Here is a 16861-nt window from a genome sequence, read left to right on the forward strand (position 1 = left end):
GAACCTAGCAGGAAACCCGTTGCCGCACAGCACCGCCCGGGGCCGGCTTGAGCCGAACCGCCCGCCCGGGCATATTAGGCGGTATGCATGTGATCAGCGGAGTCCGGGACCCGGCGGGGAGTTTCCCCCTCGCCACCACCGCCGACGACGCGAACGAGCGTCGCCAGGCCAACCGGGCGGTGGCGGTCAGCGCCGTCGGCCTGGCGGTGACGGGCCTCATCGAGTTGGCCATCGCGCTGGTGTCCGGGTCGGTGGCCCTACTCGGCGACGCGCTGCACAACCTGTCGGACGTGTCGACCAGCGCCCTGGTGTTCGTGGGATTCCGGGCCTCCCGCAAGGTCCCCACCGAGCGGTACCCGTACGGCTACGAACGCGCCGAAGACCTCGCCGGAATCGGTGTCGCCCTGGTGATTTGGGGCAGCGCCGCCGTCGCCGGGTTCGAAAGCGTCACCAAGCTGCTGCGTCATGGCGGCACGGGGCACCTGGGCTGGGGCATCGCGGCGGCGGCGGTGGGCATCGCGGGCAACCAGCTGGTGGCCCGGTACAAGCTGGTGGTGGGCCGGCGGATCCGCTCGGCGACCATGGTGGCCGACGCCAAGCATTCCTGGCTCGACGCGCTGTCCTCGGCCGGGGCGATGCTGGGGCTGATCGGCGTGGCGCTCGGCTGGGGCTGGGCGGACGCGGTCGCCGGGATCGTCGTCACGGCGTTCATCTGCCACGTCGGCTGGGAGGTCACCGCGGACATCGCGCACCGCCTGCTCGACGGGGTAGACGCCGAGATCATCACGACGGCCGAAACCGCGGCCGCCGCGGTGCCGGGCGTCCTGCACGCGCACGCCCGCGCCCGCTGGACGGGGCGCACCCTGCGGGTGGAGGTGGAGGGCTTCGTCGACCCGAACACCCCGCTGGCGCAAGCCGACGGGATCGGTCGCAGCGTGGCCGCGGCGCTGACCCCGCAGATCCCCGAGATGCACAGCTTCACCTGGAGCGCGCGCGCCGCGACTCAGTGAAACGACTCGACGACCTCGATCAGCGCGTCGGGCGCTTCCCAATTCAGCAGGTGCCCGGCGTCGGGGACGCTGACCAGCCGCGCGCCGGGCACACCCGCGGCGAGCCGGCGCGAATGGCTTTGCGGCGTCGTGCGATCCGCGGTGCCGACCATGACCACGGTCGGCACCCCTATCTCGCCGAGCCGCGGATACCGGTCCTCGCGCGAGAAGGCTCGCACGATCGGCAGCAGCGGCCCGTGCTCGTCCAGGTGTTGATTGAACGCCTCCATGAACACCGAGATCATCACGGGCGACGGGCGCTTCCCGCACTGCGCGGCACCGAACAGCGCGGCGACGGTCGGATTGCGCATCAGCCGTTGCAGGATGCCGAGTTGCAGCAGCGGGATCTGCAGCCGGTTCTGCGGCGCGCCGTCCAGGATCCGGCCCGCCCAGGTCGCGAACAACACCAGCCCGCGCAGCCGCCCCTGCACGTGGGCGTGGTCGAGCATCGAACGGATGCTGACGAACCCGCCCATCGAGTGGCCGACGAGCACGCCCTCGCGTACGTCGAAGTGCTCGAGGACTGCGGCGATGTCGGCCGCCATGGGTTCGGATCCGATCCCGTCGGAGCCGAGCGTGGAGCGACCGTGCCCGCGCTGGTCGAAGGCGATGACGCGAAAGCCGCGCGCCTGCAGCTCGTCCCACACGAGGTTCCACTCGACGACGCGGGCGGTGTAGCCGTGGACCAGGATGACCGGCGGTCCCTGCCCGGCGACCAGGGCGCTGAGCACCGTCCCGTCGGGGCGCTCGATGAAGACGTGCTCACCCTCCGGCTCGGCGGTAAGGCGTTCGCGCGGAAACGGATCCGGGTTGCGCGCTATCCGCGCCGCCACCGCCCGCGCGGCACCCCAGCCGACCAGGCCGGCCGCGCCGAGCGCCGCCGCACCGGTTCTCAGGACGGCAGCCCGCTCTTGATGGCCGCATCCTGCTTGCGCCCGAGGTCCAGAACGAAGTCCGGCGGCAGCGGATCGTTTGGCGGGCTTTCGAACTCGAGGACCGTGAACACCTTGCCCTCGGTGAACATCACGATCCCCTTCGACTTCGAGCCGTCGGGAGAAGGCCCCACGGCCATCTGGCCGGCGGTGCCCACGTCGGCCGGTGACGGGGCGGCCTTGACGCTCAACTCCTGAATCCCCTTGGCGCTCTGGTCAAGCGCCTGCGACGCGGCGCCCGCGTCGGGGTAGACGTAGATGGTGTCGTCGACCTTGCGCGAGCCGCCCTGATTCATGAACACACCCTCGACACCGGCCGGGTTCGAAACGGGCAGCGTCTGAAACAGGGTGAAGGTGTCGCCCGGCACCACGATGTCGGTTGGCTTGATCAGCAGGTTGCTGTAGTCGGACGGCTGGGCGGCGGCGCTGACCGACGTCGGCGACGCCGACGACGCGGCGGATGTCGAGGACGTTGCCGACGTCGACGACGACGGGCCCGACGACTTGTTGCTTCCGCAGCCCGTGACGGCCACGCCGACCGCCAGGGTGCTCGCCGCCAAGCCGGCCGCCATCACCGATACCTTCATCTCCGTTGGCTCCTTTTGGGTGCGGTCGGCCCGCGCCGACGTCTCGCGCAACATAGCCGACCGCTCGCGCCACTGCACGGTATTCATGCGGATTTCACGTTTGCCAGAGCGGCGGGCTTCGCAAACCCCGAGCCGCGGCTAGTCGCCGACCGCGCCCTCGGGTTTGGGGCCGCGGCCGTCGCCGGTGATGTATTTGGGGCAGTAGGCGCCGACGGCGATCACCGTGAACTTGGCGGCGCCGTTGCCGGTGAAGCCGTTGCGCTGCTGCAGGTTTCCGATGATCTCGTCCTCGGATGCGCCGGTGTCCTCCAATTGGCACAGCGTCTTGGCGGCCGATACGGCGGCGTTCGGATCCTGGTAGCTGATGCCGGCGAATCTGAGCGCGGACAGGAAGTCGGCGTCGGTGGCCGGGTCGGAGTTGGGGTCCGGGTCGGCATACGCCGGCGCGGCCAGGCCGATCGCGGCGACGGCGATTGCTGCCCCCCACAGAAGTCTCATGGCCTTGCCAGCTTAACGCCGCCGGAACCGCTCGCGCAGTTCGGGATCGTTCTCCCACCACAATCCCGACGGCGCCGCGGTGTCGTCCGCGGTGGCCGCCGCCGCGTCCAGCTCGGCGTCGACCGCGACCGCGTGCGCCTTCTCGTCACGGGACAGCGCGCGCATCAGCACCAGCACGAACGGCCAGCCCACCACGTCGCCCAGGATCCACAGCACGCCGGCGCCGATGGTCTGGTCGAGCCGCTGATCCGGGCCCCAGGTGCGGTGCAGCGCAGCGTAGTACGCCGCGCCGATCAACGAGCCCTGCCAGATGATCAAGCCCAGCACGCCGTCGCCGAGCGCCTCGACGACGGTGATCAGCAACGAGATGCCCTGGGGATAGCGTCGCGGCACGGGGTCGGCTTGCAGCCGGGCGTAGAAATAGCCAAAACCGATAGCCACTAACACGATTCGAGTGGGCGCGCCGATCCATTCGTTGTCCAGCGCCGCGGTGTACCAGGGTGTCAGGTAGAGCAGCCACGGCGTGCCCAGCATCGCCAGCGACGTGGTCAACGGGTGAGCGAGCACGCGCGCGAACCGGCTCGCCAACAGCCGGTCGAGGCGGTCGCGCCCGGCGGCGCCGAGCGCGTCGCGCAGCACGCTGATCGGCTTGCCCTGCGCGAGGAAGAACGGCACGACGTAGAGCAGCAACAGCACCTGCAGCGCGCGCATCCAGAACAGGACGTAGGAGTAGGCGCCGACCGCGCTCATCGTCGCCAGGACCCACACCGCCAGGCCGACCCAGAAGCAGCCGGCCTGCGCGGGCGTTACCGGTCGTTCGGCGGTGCGGCCGCGCCGGTAACACCAGGCGTAGGCGGCGGCCACCACCACGATCGCCGCCGCTGAGGCCAGGTCCAGACGCCAGGTCTGGACCAGGGCGGCCCACGTCAGCGGCCCCGGATCGGCGCGCATAGCCCCCTAGCCTATTGCCGAATGCCGCGTCCACCGCGATCGCCTCCGGGCTTCGCGTGTAGATTGGTTGGGGAAGCCATTCGAGTCGGGATTGCCACCATCGAAATTTTCTCTGTAGATGAGCAGCTCACCATCGATTCGCCCATTCCTCATTAAGGACCCCGCCCGATGAACTCGTCGGAATTGTTTTCACATCGCTACGAGCCCGAGGTCGTGACCCGCAGCGGTCAGGATCTCGAACCGGTTCAACTTCCCACCTTTTCGGACCGCCCCAACAGCGACTCCGCGGCCACGACGCCACGCTGATCGGCGGGGCGCATCGGCAAACTGCGCTCGTTCTCGTGCGAGCGAGCCGGACGCCGGGCCAAAACGGTTGTGTGTCAGCGCTATTCGGGTAACCGGCGCGAATTTGCAGGCGCACCAGGAGTTTCGGGGGCGGCCGGGGTCTCGTCTCGGCCCGACAAGGCGCGCGGCTACCCGCCGCCGTCGACCTTGGTGCTGGTGACCGTCAGCGACTGCGGGCAGTACACGTTGGCCGCGATGGCCGTGAACCTGGCGGCGTTGTCGCCGTGCAGCCCGGGATTCTGGGCCTGGACGGTCTTGACGACGTCGGCCATCTGCGCCCCCTTTTCCACCGCCTGGCACACCCATCGGCCGGCCCCGATGGCCGGGCCGGGGTCGGGAAAGGTGATGCCGGCCGCGTGCAGCGAGGCGATGAACGTGTCGTCGCTGCTGTCGGCGCGCGCCGGCCCGGCCATGCCGACCAGCGCGGCAAGGCTCGTCATCGTCAGGAGCAGCGGTTTCACGGCCCACTGATCGTCGCAGAACGACGGCGGCGGCGCATCTCCTAGTTCTGGCGTCAACCGAAGGTTGACAACACGCGCGACGTCAACCTAGCGTTGACGGCATGTCCGAACCGACGCCCATCGCCTACCCCGTCCGCCTCGACGAGCTGATCAACGCGATCAAACGCGTGCACACCGACGTGCTCGACCAGCTCGCCGACGCGGTCCTGGCCGCCGAGCACCTCGGCGAGGTGGCCGACCACCTGATCGGGCACTTCGTCGACCAGGCCCGCCGCTCGGGGGCGTCGTGGACCGACATCGGCAAGAGCATGGGCGTCACCAAACAGGCCGCCCAGAAGCGGTTCGTCCCCCGGGCCGAGGCCACCACGCTGGACGTCGAGCAGGGCTTCGGGCGCTTCACGCCGCGGGCCCGCGGCGCGGTGGTGGCGGCCCAGAACGCCGCGCACGAGGCCCGCAACGGCGAGATCACTCCCGACCATCTGCTGCTCGGCGTGCTCAGCGACCCGGCCGGGCTGGCGACGGTGTTGCTGAACCTGCAGCACGTCGAGGCCGACACCATCCGGGCCGCGGTAACCCTGCCGCCGTCAGCCGGCGAACCCCCTGAGCTGATCCCGTTCAGCGGTCCGGCGCGCAAGGCGCTCGAGCTGACCTTCCGCGAGGCGCTTCGGTTGGGCCACAACTACATCGGCACCGAACACCTGCTGCTGGCGCTGCTCGAGCTCGAGGACGGGGCCGGCCCGCTGCACCGATCCGGCGTCGACAAGGAGCGCGTCGAGGCCGATCTTGTCGCCGCGCTCGAATCGCTGAGCGCCGGGAAGAACCCCTCCCCTTCGCCGTAGCGCGTGTGCGATCATGCGAGCATGCACCGCTGGCTGGTCGTCGTGTCCGCCTTGCTCGTCGCCGCCGCGAGCCTCGCGGCGCCCCGCGCGTGGGCCGGCGACGCACCGATCGGCCACATCGGCGACACCCTGCGGGTCGACACCGGCGACTACGTCGCCGACGTCACGGTCAGCAGCGTGGCCCCGTGCGACCCGCCCCCGGGGTTCGGCTACACGCGCAGCGGCGTCCCGATCAAGAGCTTCCCGGGGAGCACCCCCAACCGCGCCGACGTGACGGTCCGCGCGATCCGGGTGCCCAACCCGTACATCATGGCGACCGTGTTCAGCTTCGACGGGGTGACCCCCTTCGCCGACGCCTACAAACCGCGCGCCACCGACGCGCCCGACGCGCTGGACAACGTGCTCGCCAACGCGCCGAACGGGGCGATCGTGCGCGGTGGCGTGTATTGGGACGCCTACCGCGACCCGGTGTCCACCGTCGTCCTGCTGGACAAGAAGACGGGTTATCACCTCGCGCAATGGAATCTGTGACACTGGACGTCCGCGTCGTCACGGCGGGTGCGGTGGACGCCGCGCGGCTGGCTGACGTTGCCGCGCAGACCTTTCCGCTGGCCTGTCCCCCCGAGGCGGGCGCGGACGACGTCGCGTCGTTCATCGACACCAACCTGTCCGCCGGGCGCTTCGCCGAATACCTGGCCGATCCGGACCGCGCGATCATCACCGCGGCGCGGGGCGGCCGAATCATCGGCTACGCCATGCTGATTCGCGACGCCACCGACCCCACCACCGCCGAGCTGTCGAAGATCTACGTGTTGGCCGAGCACCACGGCACCGGGGCGGCGGACGCGCTGATGGGCCTGGCGCTGGCCACCGCCGAGGGCTGGGGCGCGCGACAAGTGTGGCTGGGCGTCAACCAGGCGAACCAACGCGCCCAACGCTTTTACGCCAAGAGCGGTTTTACGGTCAACGGCACCAGGACCTTTCAGGTGGGCACCCGCACCGAGAACGACTACCTCATGGTCCGCCGGCTCGGGTCAGCGCCACCAGCCGTGACGTGGCCCGCAGGTACTTCTTCCGATAGCCGCCGGCCAGCATCTCGTCGCTGAAGATCCTGTCCAGCCGCTCCCCCGAAGCCACCACCGGGATGCCGGCGTCATACAACCTGTCGGTGAGCGAGACCAACCTCAGCGCGACGTTCTGGTCGTCGAGGCGGTGCACGCCGGTGACGAACACCGCCGTCACGCCCTCGATCAGCGTCAGGTAGCGCGACGGGTGCATGGTGGCCAGGTGTGCGCACAACGCGTCGAAGTCGTCCAGCGTCGCCCCGTGCACCTTCGCGGCGCGCGCGGCCACCTCCGCGTCGGACGGCGGCGGCGGGGCCGGCGGCAGGCCACGGTGCCGGTAGTCGGGGCCGTCGATGCGCACCGTGGTGAAAATGCTTGCCAGCGTATTGATCTCGCGCAGGAAATCCTGGGCGGCGAAGCGGCCTTCGCCGAGTTGCTCGGGCAGGGTGTTGGAGGTCGCGGCCACCGACACGCCCCGCTCGACCAGCGACGAGAGCAGCCGCGAGATCAGGGTGGTGTTGCCGGGGTCGTCGAGCTCGAACTCGTCGATGCACACCGCCGTGTAGTCGGCCAGCATCTCGATGCATTCGACGAAGCCGAACACCCCGGCGAGCTGGGTCAGCTCGCCAAAAGTGGCGAACGCCTTGGGAGTTGGCGGCTCGGGTCCCCCGCCAGGCAACTGGTAATAGGCCGAGGCCAGCAGGTGGGTCTTGCCCACGCCGAAACCGCCGTCGAGATACAACCCCACCCCGGGCACGACGGCCCGCTTCCCGAACAGCTTTCGCCGGCCGGCCCGGCGCTGCACGGCCTGCCGGCAGAAGTCCCTGCACGCCTCGACGGCGGCGGCCTGCGACGGCTCCGCGGGATCGGGTCGGTAGGTGGCGAAGCTCACGTCGGCGAACGTTGGCGGCGGCCGCAATTGGGCGATCAGTCGCTCCGGAGACACGCTCGGATGCCGGTCCACCAGGTGCGCCACCCGGGCAGCGGCGGACCCATCCATGCACCGAACAGTAGCGGCGTGCTGCAATCAAGCTCATGCTGACGCAGCTGGGGTCGACGCGTGAACTCGACGACGCCGAACTCTCCCGGCTGTACGGCTACCCCGACCGCGACGGCACCTGGCTGCGGGCGAACTTCATCACCAGCCTCGACGGCGGCGCCACCGCCGACGGCAGCAGCGGCGCGATGGGCGGGCCCGGCGACCGGCAGATCTTCAACCTGCTGCGGGAACTGGCCGACGTCGTCGTGGTGGGCGCGGGCACGGTGCGGATCGAGGGCTACTCCGGCGCGCACCTGGCCGTCGCGCAACGCCAGGAGCGGCAGGCCCGGGGCCAAAGCGAGGTCCCCCAACTGGCGATCGTCACCGGGTCGGGTCGCCTCGAGCGCGACCTGGCGGTGTTCACCCGGACCGAGGTGCCGCCACTGGTGCTCACCTGCACCGCGGCGGCCGACGAGACCCGCAGCCTGATCGGCGACCTGTGCGAGGTGCTCGACTGCTCCGGCGCCGATCCCGGGAAGGTCGACGAGGCCGCCCTGCTGCGGGCGCTCGCGGCGCGGGGAATGCGCCGCATCCTGACCGAGGGCGGGCCGACCCTGCTCGGCGCGTTCATCGAGGCCGACCTGCTCGACGAGCTGTGCCTGACGATCGCGCCGTACCTCGTCGGCGGCCTGGCGCGGCGCATCGCGGCGGGCCCGGCGCAGGTGCTGACCCGCATGGGCCGCGCCCACCTGCTCACCGACGACGCCGGCTACCTGTACGGCCGCTACGTCAAGGTTTGAAAAGTCGAAGCTACTGTGGTCGGCATGAGTCGGCAGATCGCGTCCGCCACGGTGCTCCTCGCGGTGACCGCGCTGGTGGCCGGCTGCGTTCCCGGGCTGGCCGCCGACCCGCGCTTCGCGACCAATTCCGGCGCCCGACCGCAGGGCGTGGCCCCGAGCAAGCCGAAGCCGGCCGGTCCGCCACCGATCGCGGCGCCCAAGAACGACCTGGCCTGGCACGACTGCACGTCGAAGGTCTTCTCCGATGCGGCCGTCCCGGCGGCGCCGGGCGTGCAGCTGGATTGCGCGACCTACGACAGCGACCTCGACCCGGTCAACGGCCAGGGCGGGACGTTGACAATCGGTGTGGTGCGGGCGCGCTCGAACCAGACGCCGCACGACGCGGGCCCGCTGGTCTTCACCACCGGCTCGGACCTGCCGTCGTCGACGCAGTTGCCGGTGTGGCTGTCGCACGCGGGCGGCGACGTGCTGCAAACCCACCCCATCGTCGCCGTGGACCGGCGCGGCATGGGCATGTCGAGCCCGATCGACTGCCGGGATCAGCTCGACCGCCAGTCGATGCGCGACCAGGCGCAGTTCCAGCCCGGCGACGACCCGGTCGCCAACCTCTCCGACATCTCCAACACCGCCACCACGAACTGCACCGACGCCATCGCGCCCGGCGCGTCCTCCTACGACAACTCGCACGCCGCCTCCGACATCGAGCGGCTGCGCACGCTGTGGGACGTGCCCGCCGTCGCCCTGGTCGGGGTCGGCGACGGCGCCCAGGTGGCGCTGGCCTACGCCGCGTCGCGCCCCGACCGGGTCGCCCGGCTGATCCTCGACTCCCCGATTGCCTTGGGCGTCAACGCCGAAGCGGCCGCCGAGCAACAGGTCAAGGGTCAGCAGGCCGCGCTCGACGCGTTCGCCGCGCAGTGCGTCGCGGTCAATTGCGCGCTGGGGCCCGACCCCAAGGGCGCCGTCAGCGCGATGCTCGCCGACGCGCGCGGCGGCAAGGGCCCCGGCGGCGCACCGGTGGCCGCTGTCGCCGACGCCATCACCGTCGCGTTGGGCTTCCCGGCCGGAGGCCGCGTCGGCGCCACCACGAGCCTGGCCAACGCGCTGGCCGCCGCCCGGTCCGGCGACGCCGGCCAGCTGAACAACCTGATCAGCCACGCCTACGCGGTCACCGACTCGGACGGCCAGTTCGTCGGCTCCTGCAGCGACGCCATCAACCGCCCCACGCCCGACCGGGTGCGCGAGCTCGTCGTCGCGTGGGCGAAGCTCTATCCCCAATTCGGCACCGTCGCCGCGCTCAACCTGGTCAAGTGCGTGCACTGGCCCACGATTCCGCCGCCGGCGCCGCCGAAGAGCCTCAAGGTCGACGTCCTGTTGGCCGGCGTGCAGAACGACCCGATCGTCGGCACCGAGGGGGTGGCCCAGACGGCGGCCACCATCATCAACGCCAACGCGGCCAGCAAGCGGGTGATGTGGCAGGGCATCGGTCACGGCGCCAGCATCTATTCGCCCTGCGCGGTCCCGCCGCTGATCGGCTACCTCAACAGCGGCAAGCTACCCGGCACCGACACCTACTGTCCCGCCTGAGTTTCGGGGGCGCTCAGGCTCAATTGCCCGCCTCACCTTGCCCGCGACGCGGCCGCATCGTCGCCGGGCGGCCGGTGTACCGTGCGCTGGTGACCGCAGCTGACTCGACCCGAACCGGCCTGCGCGAGGGGATCCTGGCCGCCTTTCGCCCCCGCACCAGCGCACCGAGCGTCGCGACGATACTGCGATCGGTGCTGTGGCCGCTGGCGATCATGTCGGTGCTGCACCGCAGCATCATCCTGACCCTCAACGGCAACATCACCGACGACTTCAAGCCGGTCTACCGCGCGGTGCTGAACTTCCGGCACGGCTGGGACATCTACAACGAGCACTTCGACTACGTCGACCCGCACTACCTGTACCCGCCCGGCGGCACGCTGCTGATGGCGCCGTTCGGGTACCTGCCGTTCACGCCGTCGCGGTATTTGTTCATCCTGATCAACACCGTGGCCATCCTCATCGCCTGGTACCTGCTGCTGCGGATGTTCAAGTTCACCCTCTCCTCGGTGGCGGCGCCCGCCCTGCTGCTGGCGATGTTCTGCACGGAAAGCGTGACCAGCACCCTGGTGTTCACCAACATCAACGGCTGCGTGCTGCTGGCGGAGGTGCTGTTCCTGGGGTGGCTGCTGGACGGCAAAGTCGGGCACCAGTGGTGGGCCGGCCTCGTCATCGGGCTCACCCTGACGCTCAAACCCGTGCTCGGACCGCTGCTGTTGCTGCCCTTGCTGAACCGGCAATGGCGGACGCTGGTGCCCGCCATCGCGGTCCCCCTCGTCGTCAACCTGGTCGCGTGGCCCCTCGTCAGCGACCCGATGGACTTCGTCACGCGCACGCTGCCCTACATCGGCGGCACCCGGGATTACTTCAACAGCTCGATCGAGGGCAACGGGGTGTACTTCGGCCTGCCGACCTGGCTGATCGTGTTCCTGCGGATCCTGTTCACGCTGCTCGCGATCGGCGCGCTGTGGCTGCTGTACCGCTACTACCGCACCCGGGACCCGCTGTTCTGGTTCGCCAGCTCGTCGGGCGTGCTGCTGCTGTGCTCCTGGCTGGTGCTGCCGCTGGCCCAGGGCTACTACTCGATGATGCTGTTCCCGTTCGTGATGACCGTGGTGCTGCCCAACTCACTCATCCGCAACTGGCCCTCCTGGCTGGGGATCTACGGCTTCCTGACGCTGGACGACTGGCTGATCTACAAGTACATGCGGTACGGGCGCGCGCTGCACTACCTGAAGATCACCTACGGCTGGTCGCTCCTGCTGATCGTGACGTTCACCGTGCTCTACTTCCGCTACCTGGACGCCAAGGCCGAGGACCGGCTGGACGACGGCATCGATCCGGCGTGGCTGACGGCGGAACGGGAGAAGGCTAGCGTGGACGCATGACCTCTCCTGACTTGTCGCGTCCGAAGGTGCAGCTGTCCGACGACGAGTGGCGCCGAAAGCTGAACCCGCAGGAGTTCGAGGTGCTGCGCCGCGCCGGCACCGAGCGGCCGTTCACCGGCGAGTACACCGACACCAAGACCGAGGGCGTGTACCAGTGCCGGGCCTGCGGCGCCGAATTGTTCCGCAGCACAGAGAAATTCGAGTCGCACTGCGGCTGGCCCTCGTTCTTCGACCCGGCCAACTCCGACGCGGTGATTCTGCGCCCCGACCACTCGATGGGAACGACGCGCACCGAGGTGCTGTGCGCGAACTGCCACAGCCACCTGGGTCACGTGTTCGCCGGCGAGGGGTACCCCACCCCGACGGACCAGCGGTACTGCATCAACTCGATCTCGCTGCGGCTGGTGCCGGCGGGCTCGTAGCTACCCCTGCGTTCCCGCGACATATAACCAGTTGCGACGACACGCCGAAGCGCGTCGCAACCGTTTATATCTCGCGGCATCCGCGGCGGATGAGTGCATCGCGCACGCGTCGCACGACGTCTGCCGGCTTGTCCTCGGCGATCACCCGGATGACGATCCAGCCCAGCGCTTCGAGCCCGCGTATCCGCCGCTGGTCTCGGGCGTATTGGCGTCGGTCGCTGCGGTGCTGGTCACCGTCGTACTCGGCGGCGACTTTGTATCTTTCCCAGCCCATATCGAGCACGCCGACCGTTCGCCAGTTCTCGTTCACCGGTATCTGTGTCTCGGGAGCCGGCAGTCCGGCATCGATCAGCAGGAGTCGTAGCCAAGTCTCCTTTGGCGAGGCGGCGCCCGCGTCGACAAGCGGGAGTGCCGTGCGCAGCCGTCGCAGACCCCGCGCACCCGGGTACCGTTTGGCCAACTGCGACACGTCCTCGACACAAAACGGTGTTGCCCGCATCAAGGCGTCGAGTCGCGCCACCGCCTCGCCGGTGGGCAATTGCCGGGCCAGGTCGAACGCCGTGCGCGCAAGGGTGGTCACGGGCAGACCCGCGACCCGGGTGACCTCATCCGGTTGAACTCGCTGATTACGGGTGACCACGCCGATCGGCGCGTGCTGGTTACGCCAGATCAACTCGATGGGCGCGTCGTCGTCGATCCAGCGCGAGCCGTGCAGTGCCGCCGCGGCAAGGCCAGCCACCACGCCGCGTCGGCCCGACCACAGCCACGCCGCAACCGAGCGCGCTCGCAGCGACGGCGTGACATGAACCGGCAGGTGAACGCCGGGATATACGGCCCGGAACCCGCTGCGCAATTGGTAGGGAGTCAGGAGCCCCCGCCGCACCGCCTCGCTGCCGACAAACACCTCGTCCACAACCGTGGGACGTCAATGCTTGTGCGTCCGGATCCCCCAGACATAAACCGTTGCGACACATCTCGGCGTGTCGTCGCAAATGTTTACGTGTCGCGACAAGCCCCGGTGGCTAGCCCACGCGCGTGGCGTGGCATTCCCAGAACGGGGCGTGCACCCGGCCGCCCTCCAGCCACGGCTCCATCGCCCGGAACCGGTCCAGCAGCGCCTGCACCTGATCGGCCATGTCCGGGTTGCGCGCGGCCATCATCTCGATCGTCTGGGTGCTCAGGTTGACCAGATAGGTCGTCGGGCCGAGGTAAGTGATCTCCCACCCCGCGGGCGGCAGCACCTGACGAAAATCGTCCTCGGACAACGACCGCATCATTTTGAAGCCGTTGACGTCGTGCTCGCCGAACTCGAACATGTACAGCCGCGCCCCCGGCCTGGTCGCCCGGTGCAGCGCCCGCGCGTACGCATTCTGCATGTCGCGGTCGGTGCTGAAGGTGTGGTAGAAGGCGCAGTCGACGACGGTGTCGAACCGGTTGTCGAAGCCCTCCAACTTGGTGGCGTCGGCCAGCTCGAAATTGACCGTCACACCGGCCTTTTCGGCGTTTTCGCGGGCCCGCTCCAGGGCACCCGCGGACCCGTCGATGCCGGTCGCCGAGTAGCCCTTCGACGCGTAGTAGATCGCGTGGTGGCCGGGGCCGGTGCCCGGGTCGAGCACCTCGCCCTTGACCGCGCCCAGCGCAACCAGCCGCCGGACCACCGGCTGCGGGCCGCCGATGTCCCACGGCGTGGCCGCGGGCAGCCCGTGCGACAGCCGGTCGTCGCGGTACATCTCCTCGAAGCGGGTGGGATCCGTCGGGTCGAACGGCGCGGTTGTCATGGCAGCGCCGCCACCAGCTGCTCGACCGGCACCCGCGGCCCGGTGAAAAACGGCGTCTCGGCGCGGGTGTGCCGGCGCGCGTCGGTGGCGCGCAGCTCGCGCATCAGGTCGACGATGCGGTCCAGCTCGGGCGCCTCGAAGGCCAGGATCCACTCGTAGTCGCCCAGCGCGAACGCCGGGACGGTGTTGGCGCGAACGTCCTTGTACTCGCGCGCGGCCATGCCGTGCTCGGCGAGCATGCGACGACGTTCCTCGTCGGGCAGCAGGTACCACTCGTAGGACCGCACAAAGGGATACACGCAGATGTAGGCGCCGGGTTCCTCGCCGGCCAGGAACGCCGGGATGTGGCTCTTGTTGAACTCGGCCGGCCGGTGCAGCGCCACGCTGCTCCACACCGGCGCGCTGGCCCGCCCCAGCGTGGTGGTGCGCCGGAAGTCGGCGTAGGTCGCCTGCAGCGCCTCGACGCGTTCGGCGTGGGTCCAGATCATGAAGTCGGCGTCGGCGCGCAGCCCCGCCACGTCGTAGAGGCCGCGGACGACGACCCCGCGCTCCTCCTGTTGCTTGAAGAACCGGGCCGCGTCGTCGATCGCTTCCTTCCTCGTGTCACTCGAGTCCTCGCCCAGCACGCCGGGCCGCACGGAGAACACCGAGAACATCAGGTAGCGCAGCTGCGAGTTCAGGGTGTCGTAGTCGAGTTTGGCCATGGCACCTATCGTGCCACTTTCGCCCGGAGTGCCTCGACCGCGCGGCCGGCCGCCCCGACGCAGGCCGGTACACCGATCCCGTCGAGGTAGCTGCCGGCCACCGCCAGCCCCGGCGGCAGCCCGGCGCGCACCTCTGCGACCACCTCGGCGTGGCCGGGACCGTACTGCGGCATCGCCTCGATCCAGCGCTGCACGCGGGCGTCGACGGGGTCGACGGTCAGCCCGAACACGTCGACCAGGTCGCTCAGCGCCCACCCCAGCAGTTCGTCGTCGGCGACGCCGGCGGCCACATTGTCACCGAACCGCCCGAACGACAGCCGCAACAGCTGGGTGTCGCCGCGCGTGCCCCACTTGCGCGACGAGAGCGTGATCGCCTTGGCGCGCAACGGTTCCCCGCTGGCCACCAGCACGCCCGAACACTGCGGGAACGGCGTGTCGGCCGGCACCGCGAGCGCCACCACCGCCGCCGACGCGCTTTCGATCCGCCGCGCGGCGGCGCAGCTGCGCGGCGCGATTTCACCGACCAGCGACGCCAGCCGCGGGGCCGGGATGGCCAGCACCACCGCGTCGGCCTGCCACCGGGCGCCGGTGTCGTCCACCAGCGCCCAACCGGGCCCGGCCGGCTCGAGCCGCCGCACGGCGGCGCGCACCCAGCGCGGGCGGGCGCGCGCCACGAGCTCGTCGACGAGCACCCGGTAGCCGCCGTCGACCGCCCCGAACACCGGCGCGCCGGTGTTCGGGGGCAGCCCTTTGCGCACCGCGTCGGTCAGGCTGGTCGCGCCGCGGTCGAGGGCCGCCGCCACGCTGGGGGCCGCCGCGCGCAGGCCGATGGTCGCCGCGGAGCCCGCGTACACCCCGCTCAGCAGCGGGTCCACCGAACGGGCCACGACCTGCGCGCCGAACCGGTCGCCGACCAGTTCGGCCACCGCGGGATCGCTGCCCGGTTGCCAGCTGAACGCGCGGGTGGGTTCGGCGTCGATGCGCGCGACCGTGGCCTCGTCGACCAGCCCGGCCACCGAAGCCGACGACGACGGGATCCCGACGACGGTCCCCGCCGGCAGCGGGTGCAACCGCCGCTCGCTGAAGATCAGCGGCCGGGCCCCGGTGGTGCCCAGTTGGCGATCCGACAGGCCCAGCTCGGCCAGCAGCGCCGGCATCTCGGGCCGGCGCAGCACAAACGCCTCGGCGCCCACGTCCATCGCCTGCCCGCCGACCCGCTCGGTGCGCAGGATCCCGCCGAGCCGGTCGGCGGGCTCGAACAGCGTGATCGTCGCGTCCTCCCCGACCGCCGCGCGCAACCGGTACGCGGCCGTGAGACCCGAAATGCCGCCGCCCACAACACAATACGAGCGGCTCATAGCGAGTGGACCAGCGCGACCAGGTCGGTCAGGACGGCGGGATCGGTCTCGGGCAGCACCCCGTGACCGAGGTTGAACACGTGACCGGTCGCGCCGGCGTCGATCGCACGGCGCCCGTCGTCGATGACGGCCCGCGCCGCGCGCTCGACCACCGGCCAACCCGCCAGCAGGACGACCGGGTCGAGGTTGCCCTGCAGCGCCGTGCCGGGCTCCACCCGGGCGGCGGCGTCGGCCAGCGAGGTGCGCCAGTCCACCCCGACGACGGCGGCCTGGCGGGGCTGCATGCCGCACTTCAGCGCCGACGACATCGCGCCGAGCAGCTCGGCGGTCCCTACCCCGAAGTGCGTCATGGGCAGGGCGTATTGCGCCAGCGTGGCGAACACCCGCGAGCTGTGCGGCAGCACGTACTGGCGGTAGTCGGCCAGCGACAGCGTGCCGGCCCACGAGTCGAACACCTGGATCGCGTCCACCCCGGCCTCGATCTGGCCCTGCAGGAACGCGACGGTGAGGTCGGTCAGCTTCTCCATCAGCGCGTGCCAGCTGTGCGGCTCGGCCAGCATCATCGCCTTGGTGCGGGCGTGGTTGCGGCTGGGGCCGCCCTCGACGAGGTAGGACGCCAGCGTGAACGGCGCGCCGGCGAAGCCGATCAGCGGAACGTCGCCCAGCGCGGCCACCAACAGCGAAACCGCCTCGCGGATCGGCGCAATCGCCTGCGGGTCAAGCGGTTTCATCGCCTCGATGTCGGCGTCGGTGCGCACCGGGTGCGCGATCACCGGCCCGACGTCCGCGACGATGTCCAGTTCGATACCCGCCGCGCGCAGCGGCACCACGATGTCGGAGAACAGAATCGCCGCGTCGACGCCGTGGCGGCGCACCGGCTGCAGCGTGATCTCGCAGGCGACCTCCGGCTCGAAGCAGGCCGCCAGCATGCTGTGCCGCTCCCGCAGCGCCCGGTACTCGGGCAGCGAACGGCCGGCCTGCCGCATGAACCACACCGGCACGCGGCCGGGCTTGCGTCCGGTGACGGCGGCCAGATACGGCGACTCCGGCAGGTCGCGTCGGGCGTCGGGAACGTTCATCGGCCTCAATGCTGCCACGAGGCCCCAGCGGCGCCTGCGTAACATC

17 protein-coding genes and 2 pseudogenes are annotated in these 16861 nt (G+C 70.4%); 8 read left to right on the forward strand and 11 right to left on the reverse strand.

Features of this window, described 5'->3' with window-relative positions:
• The first annotated feature begins 83 nt into the window (after positions 1–83).
• The gene (locus A5696_RS18925; protein ID WP_067882429.1) at positions 84–1010 is read left to right on the forward strand and encodes a cation diffusion facilitator family transporter; all 927 of its coding nucleotides are present in this window, start codon (positions 84–86) and stop codon (positions 1008–1010) included.
• On the opposite strand, the gene A5696_RS18930 is transcribed toward A5696_RS18925, so the two are convergent.
• The 5 genes from A5696_RS18930 to A5696_RS18950 form a co-directional block, all read right to left on the reverse strand.
• A complete protein-coding gene (locus tag A5696_RS18930; RefSeq protein WP_231964380.1) occupies positions 1004–1882 on the reverse strand; it encodes an alpha/beta fold hydrolase in 879 nt (292 codons plus the stop codon). The two genes, A5696_RS18925 and A5696_RS18930, sit on opposite strands and share 7 nt — an antisense overlap.
• Positions 1883–1941: 59 nt before the next feature.
• Positions 1942–2655: a hypothetical protein gene (locus A5696_RS18935; RefSeq protein WP_231964381.1), complete on the reverse strand. Its 714-nt coding sequence runs from the start codon at positions 2653–2655 to the stop codon at positions 1942–1944.
• 51 nt (positions 2656–2706) lie between these two features.
• Complete coding sequence (locus A5696_RS18940) at positions 2707–3066, reverse strand: DUF732 domain-containing protein (protein WP_067882435.1); 360 nt, start codon at positions 3064–3066, stop codon at positions 2707–2709.
• Between the two features lie 12 nt (positions 3067–3078).
• Positions 3079–4017, reverse strand: coding sequence for a cytochrome c oxidase assembly protein (locus A5696_RS18945; RefSeq protein WP_067882437.1), 939 nt, complete (start codon positions 4015–4017; stop codon positions 3079–3081).
• Between the two features lie 473 nt (positions 4018–4490).
• On the reverse strand, positions 4491–4823 hold the full coding sequence (locus A5696_RS18950) for a DUF732 domain-containing protein (RefSeq protein WP_369803367.1): 333 nt from the start codon (positions 4821–4823) through the stop codon (positions 4491–4493).
• Between the two features lie 101 nt (positions 4824–4924).
• Here A5696_RS18950 and A5696_RS18955 point away from each other — a divergent pair, with 101 nt between their 5' ends.
• The 3 genes and pseudogenes from A5696_RS18955 to A5696_RS18965 form a co-directional block, all read left to right on the forward strand.
• Positions 4925–5662, forward strand: a complete 738-nt coding sequence (locus A5696_RS18955; RefSeq protein ID WP_067882439.1) for a Clp protease N-terminal domain-containing protein — start codon at positions 4925–4927, stop codon at positions 5660–5662.
• Positions 5663–5683: 21 nt separating this feature from the next.
• Complete coding sequence (locus A5696_RS18960; RefSeq protein WP_067882441.1) at positions 5684–6193, forward strand: hypothetical protein; 510 nt, start codon at positions 5684–5686, stop codon at positions 6191–6193.
• A pseudogene (locus tag A5696_RS18965) lies at positions 6181–6693 on the forward strand (GNAT family N-acetyltransferase); the annotation flags it as partial. The gene A5696_RS18960 and the pseudogene A5696_RS18965, both read left to right, overlap by 13 nt.
• Here the strand turns inward: A5696_RS18965 and zapE are convergent.
• Positions 6677–7763, reverse strand: a pseudogene (gene zapE, locus A5696_RS18970) (cell division protein ZapE). The pseudogenes A5696_RS18965 and zapE overlap by 17 nt on opposite strands.
• Between zapE and A5696_RS18975 the strand changes: the two are divergent.
• The 4 genes from A5696_RS18975 (at position 7762) to msrB (ending at position 11896) form a co-directional block, all read left to right on the forward strand.
• Positions 7762–8505: a pyrimidine reductase family protein gene (locus A5696_RS18975; RefSeq protein ID WP_067882446.1), complete on the forward strand. Its 744-nt coding sequence runs from the start codon at positions 7762–7764 to the stop codon at positions 8503–8505. The pseudogene zapE and the gene A5696_RS18975 sit on opposite strands and share 2 nt — an antisense overlap.
• Positions 8506–8529: 24 nt before the next feature.
• Positions 8530–10089, forward strand: a complete 1560-nt coding sequence (locus A5696_RS18980; RefSeq protein ID WP_067882449.1) for an alpha/beta fold hydrolase — start codon at positions 8530–8532, stop codon at positions 10087–10089.
• Positions 10090–10163: 74 nt separating this feature from the next.
• Positions 10164–11474, forward strand: a complete 1311-nt coding sequence (gene aftC, locus A5696_RS18985; protein WP_067882451.1) for an arabinofuranan 3-O-arabinosyltransferase — start codon at positions 10164–10166, stop codon at positions 11472–11474.
• A gap of 11 nt (positions 11475–11485) precedes the next feature.
• The gene (msrB, locus tag A5696_RS18990) at positions 11486–11896 is read left to right on the forward strand and encodes a peptide-methionine (R)-S-oxide reductase MsrB (protein ID WP_156738484.1); all 411 of its coding nucleotides are present in this window, start codon (positions 11486–11488) and stop codon (positions 11894–11896) included.
• A 64-nt stretch (positions 11897–11960) separates the two neighbouring features.
• On the opposite strand, the gene A5696_RS18995 is transcribed toward msrB, so the two are convergent.
• The 5 genes from A5696_RS18995 to hemE all read right to left on the reverse strand — a co-directional run bounded on the left by A5696_RS18995 (position 11961) and on the right by hemE (position 16815).
• Positions 11961–12809 (reverse strand): endonuclease domain-containing protein, encoded by an 849-nt coding sequence (locus A5696_RS18995; protein WP_067882455.1) that lies wholly within the window; start codon positions 12807–12809, stop codon positions 11961–11963.
• 109 nt (positions 12810–12918) lie between these two features.
• Complete coding sequence (locus tag A5696_RS19000; RefSeq protein WP_067882457.1) at positions 12919–13674, reverse strand: class I SAM-dependent methyltransferase; 756 nt, start codon at positions 13672–13674, stop codon at positions 12919–12921.
• A complete protein-coding gene (gene hemQ / locus A5696_RS19005) occupies positions 13671–14378 on the reverse strand; it encodes a hydrogen peroxide-dependent heme synthase (RefSeq protein WP_067882459.1) in 708 nt (235 codons plus the stop codon). The genes A5696_RS19000 and hemQ overlap by 4 nt, the downstream gene beginning before the upstream one ends.
• A gap of 5 nt (positions 14379–14383) precedes the next feature.
• Positions 14384–15736 (reverse strand): protoporphyrinogen oxidase, encoded by a 1353-nt coding sequence (locus tag A5696_RS19010; RefSeq protein ID WP_067882461.1) that lies wholly within the window; start codon positions 15734–15736, stop codon positions 14384–14386.
• Complete coding sequence (gene hemE, locus A5696_RS19015; protein ID WP_067882463.1) at positions 15733–16815, reverse strand: uroporphyrinogen decarboxylase; 1083 nt, start codon at positions 16813–16815, stop codon at positions 15733–15735. The genes A5696_RS19010 and hemE overlap by 4 nt, the downstream gene beginning before the upstream one ends.
• Positions 16816–16861 lie beyond the last annotated feature (46 nt).

This window comes from Mycobacterium sp. E2699, from assembly GCF_001666745.1.
Lineage (GTDB): Bacteria > Actinomycetota > Actinomycetes > Mycobacteriales > Mycobacteriaceae > Mycobacterium.

What these genes read in the sequence shown, in the direction of transcription:
- A5696_RS18925 (WP_067882429.1), top strand. Translation starts at nt 84, where the DNA reads ATGCATGTGATCAGCGGAGTCCGGGACCCGGCGGGGAGTTTCCCCCTC.
- A5696_RS18945 (WP_067882437.1), bottom strand. Translation starts at nt 4,017, where the DNA reads ATGCGCGCCGATCCGGGGCCGCTGACGTGGGCCGCCCTGGTCCAGACC.
- A5696_RS19000 (WP_067882457.1), bottom strand. Translation starts at nt 13,674, where the DNA reads ATGACAACCGCGCCGTTCGACCCGACGGATCCCACCCGCTTCGAGGAG.
- A5696_RS18935 (WP_231964381.1), bottom strand. Translation starts at nt 2,655, where the DNA reads ATGAATACCGTGCAGTGGCGCGAGCGGTCGGCTATGTTGCGCGAGACG.
- A5696_RS18975 (WP_067882446.1), top strand. Translation starts at nt 7,762, where the DNA reads ATGCTGACGCAGCTGGGGTCGACGCGTGAACTCGACGACGCCGAACTC.
- hemE (WP_067882463.1), bottom strand. Translation starts at nt 16,815, where the DNA reads ATGAACGTTCCCGACGCCCGACGCGACCTGCCGGAGTCGCCGTATCTG.
- A5696_RS18955 (WP_067882439.1), top strand. Translation starts at nt 4,925, where the DNA reads ATGTCCGAACCGACGCCCATCGCCTACCCCGTCCGCCTCGACGAGCTG.
- hemQ (WP_067882459.1), bottom strand. Translation starts at nt 14,378, where the DNA reads ATGGCCAAACTCGACTACGACACCCTGAACTCGCAGCTGCGCTACCTG.
- A5696_RS19010 (WP_067882461.1), bottom strand. Translation starts at nt 15,736, where the DNA reads ATGAGCCGCTCGTATTGTGTTGTGGGCGGCGGCATTTCGGGTCTCACG.
- A5696_RS18960 (WP_067882441.1), top strand. Translation starts at nt 5,684, where the DNA reads ATGCACCGCTGGCTGGTCGTCGTGTCCGCCTTGCTCGTCGCCGCCGCG.
- A5696_RS18940 (WP_067882435.1), bottom strand. Translation starts at nt 3,066, where the DNA reads ATGAGACTTCTGTGGGGGGCAGCAATCGCCGTCGCCGCGATCGGCCTG.
- A5696_RS18980 (WP_067882449.1), top strand. Translation starts at nt 8,530, where the DNA reads ATGAGTCGGCAGATCGCGTCCGCCACGGTGCTCCTCGCGGTGACCGCG.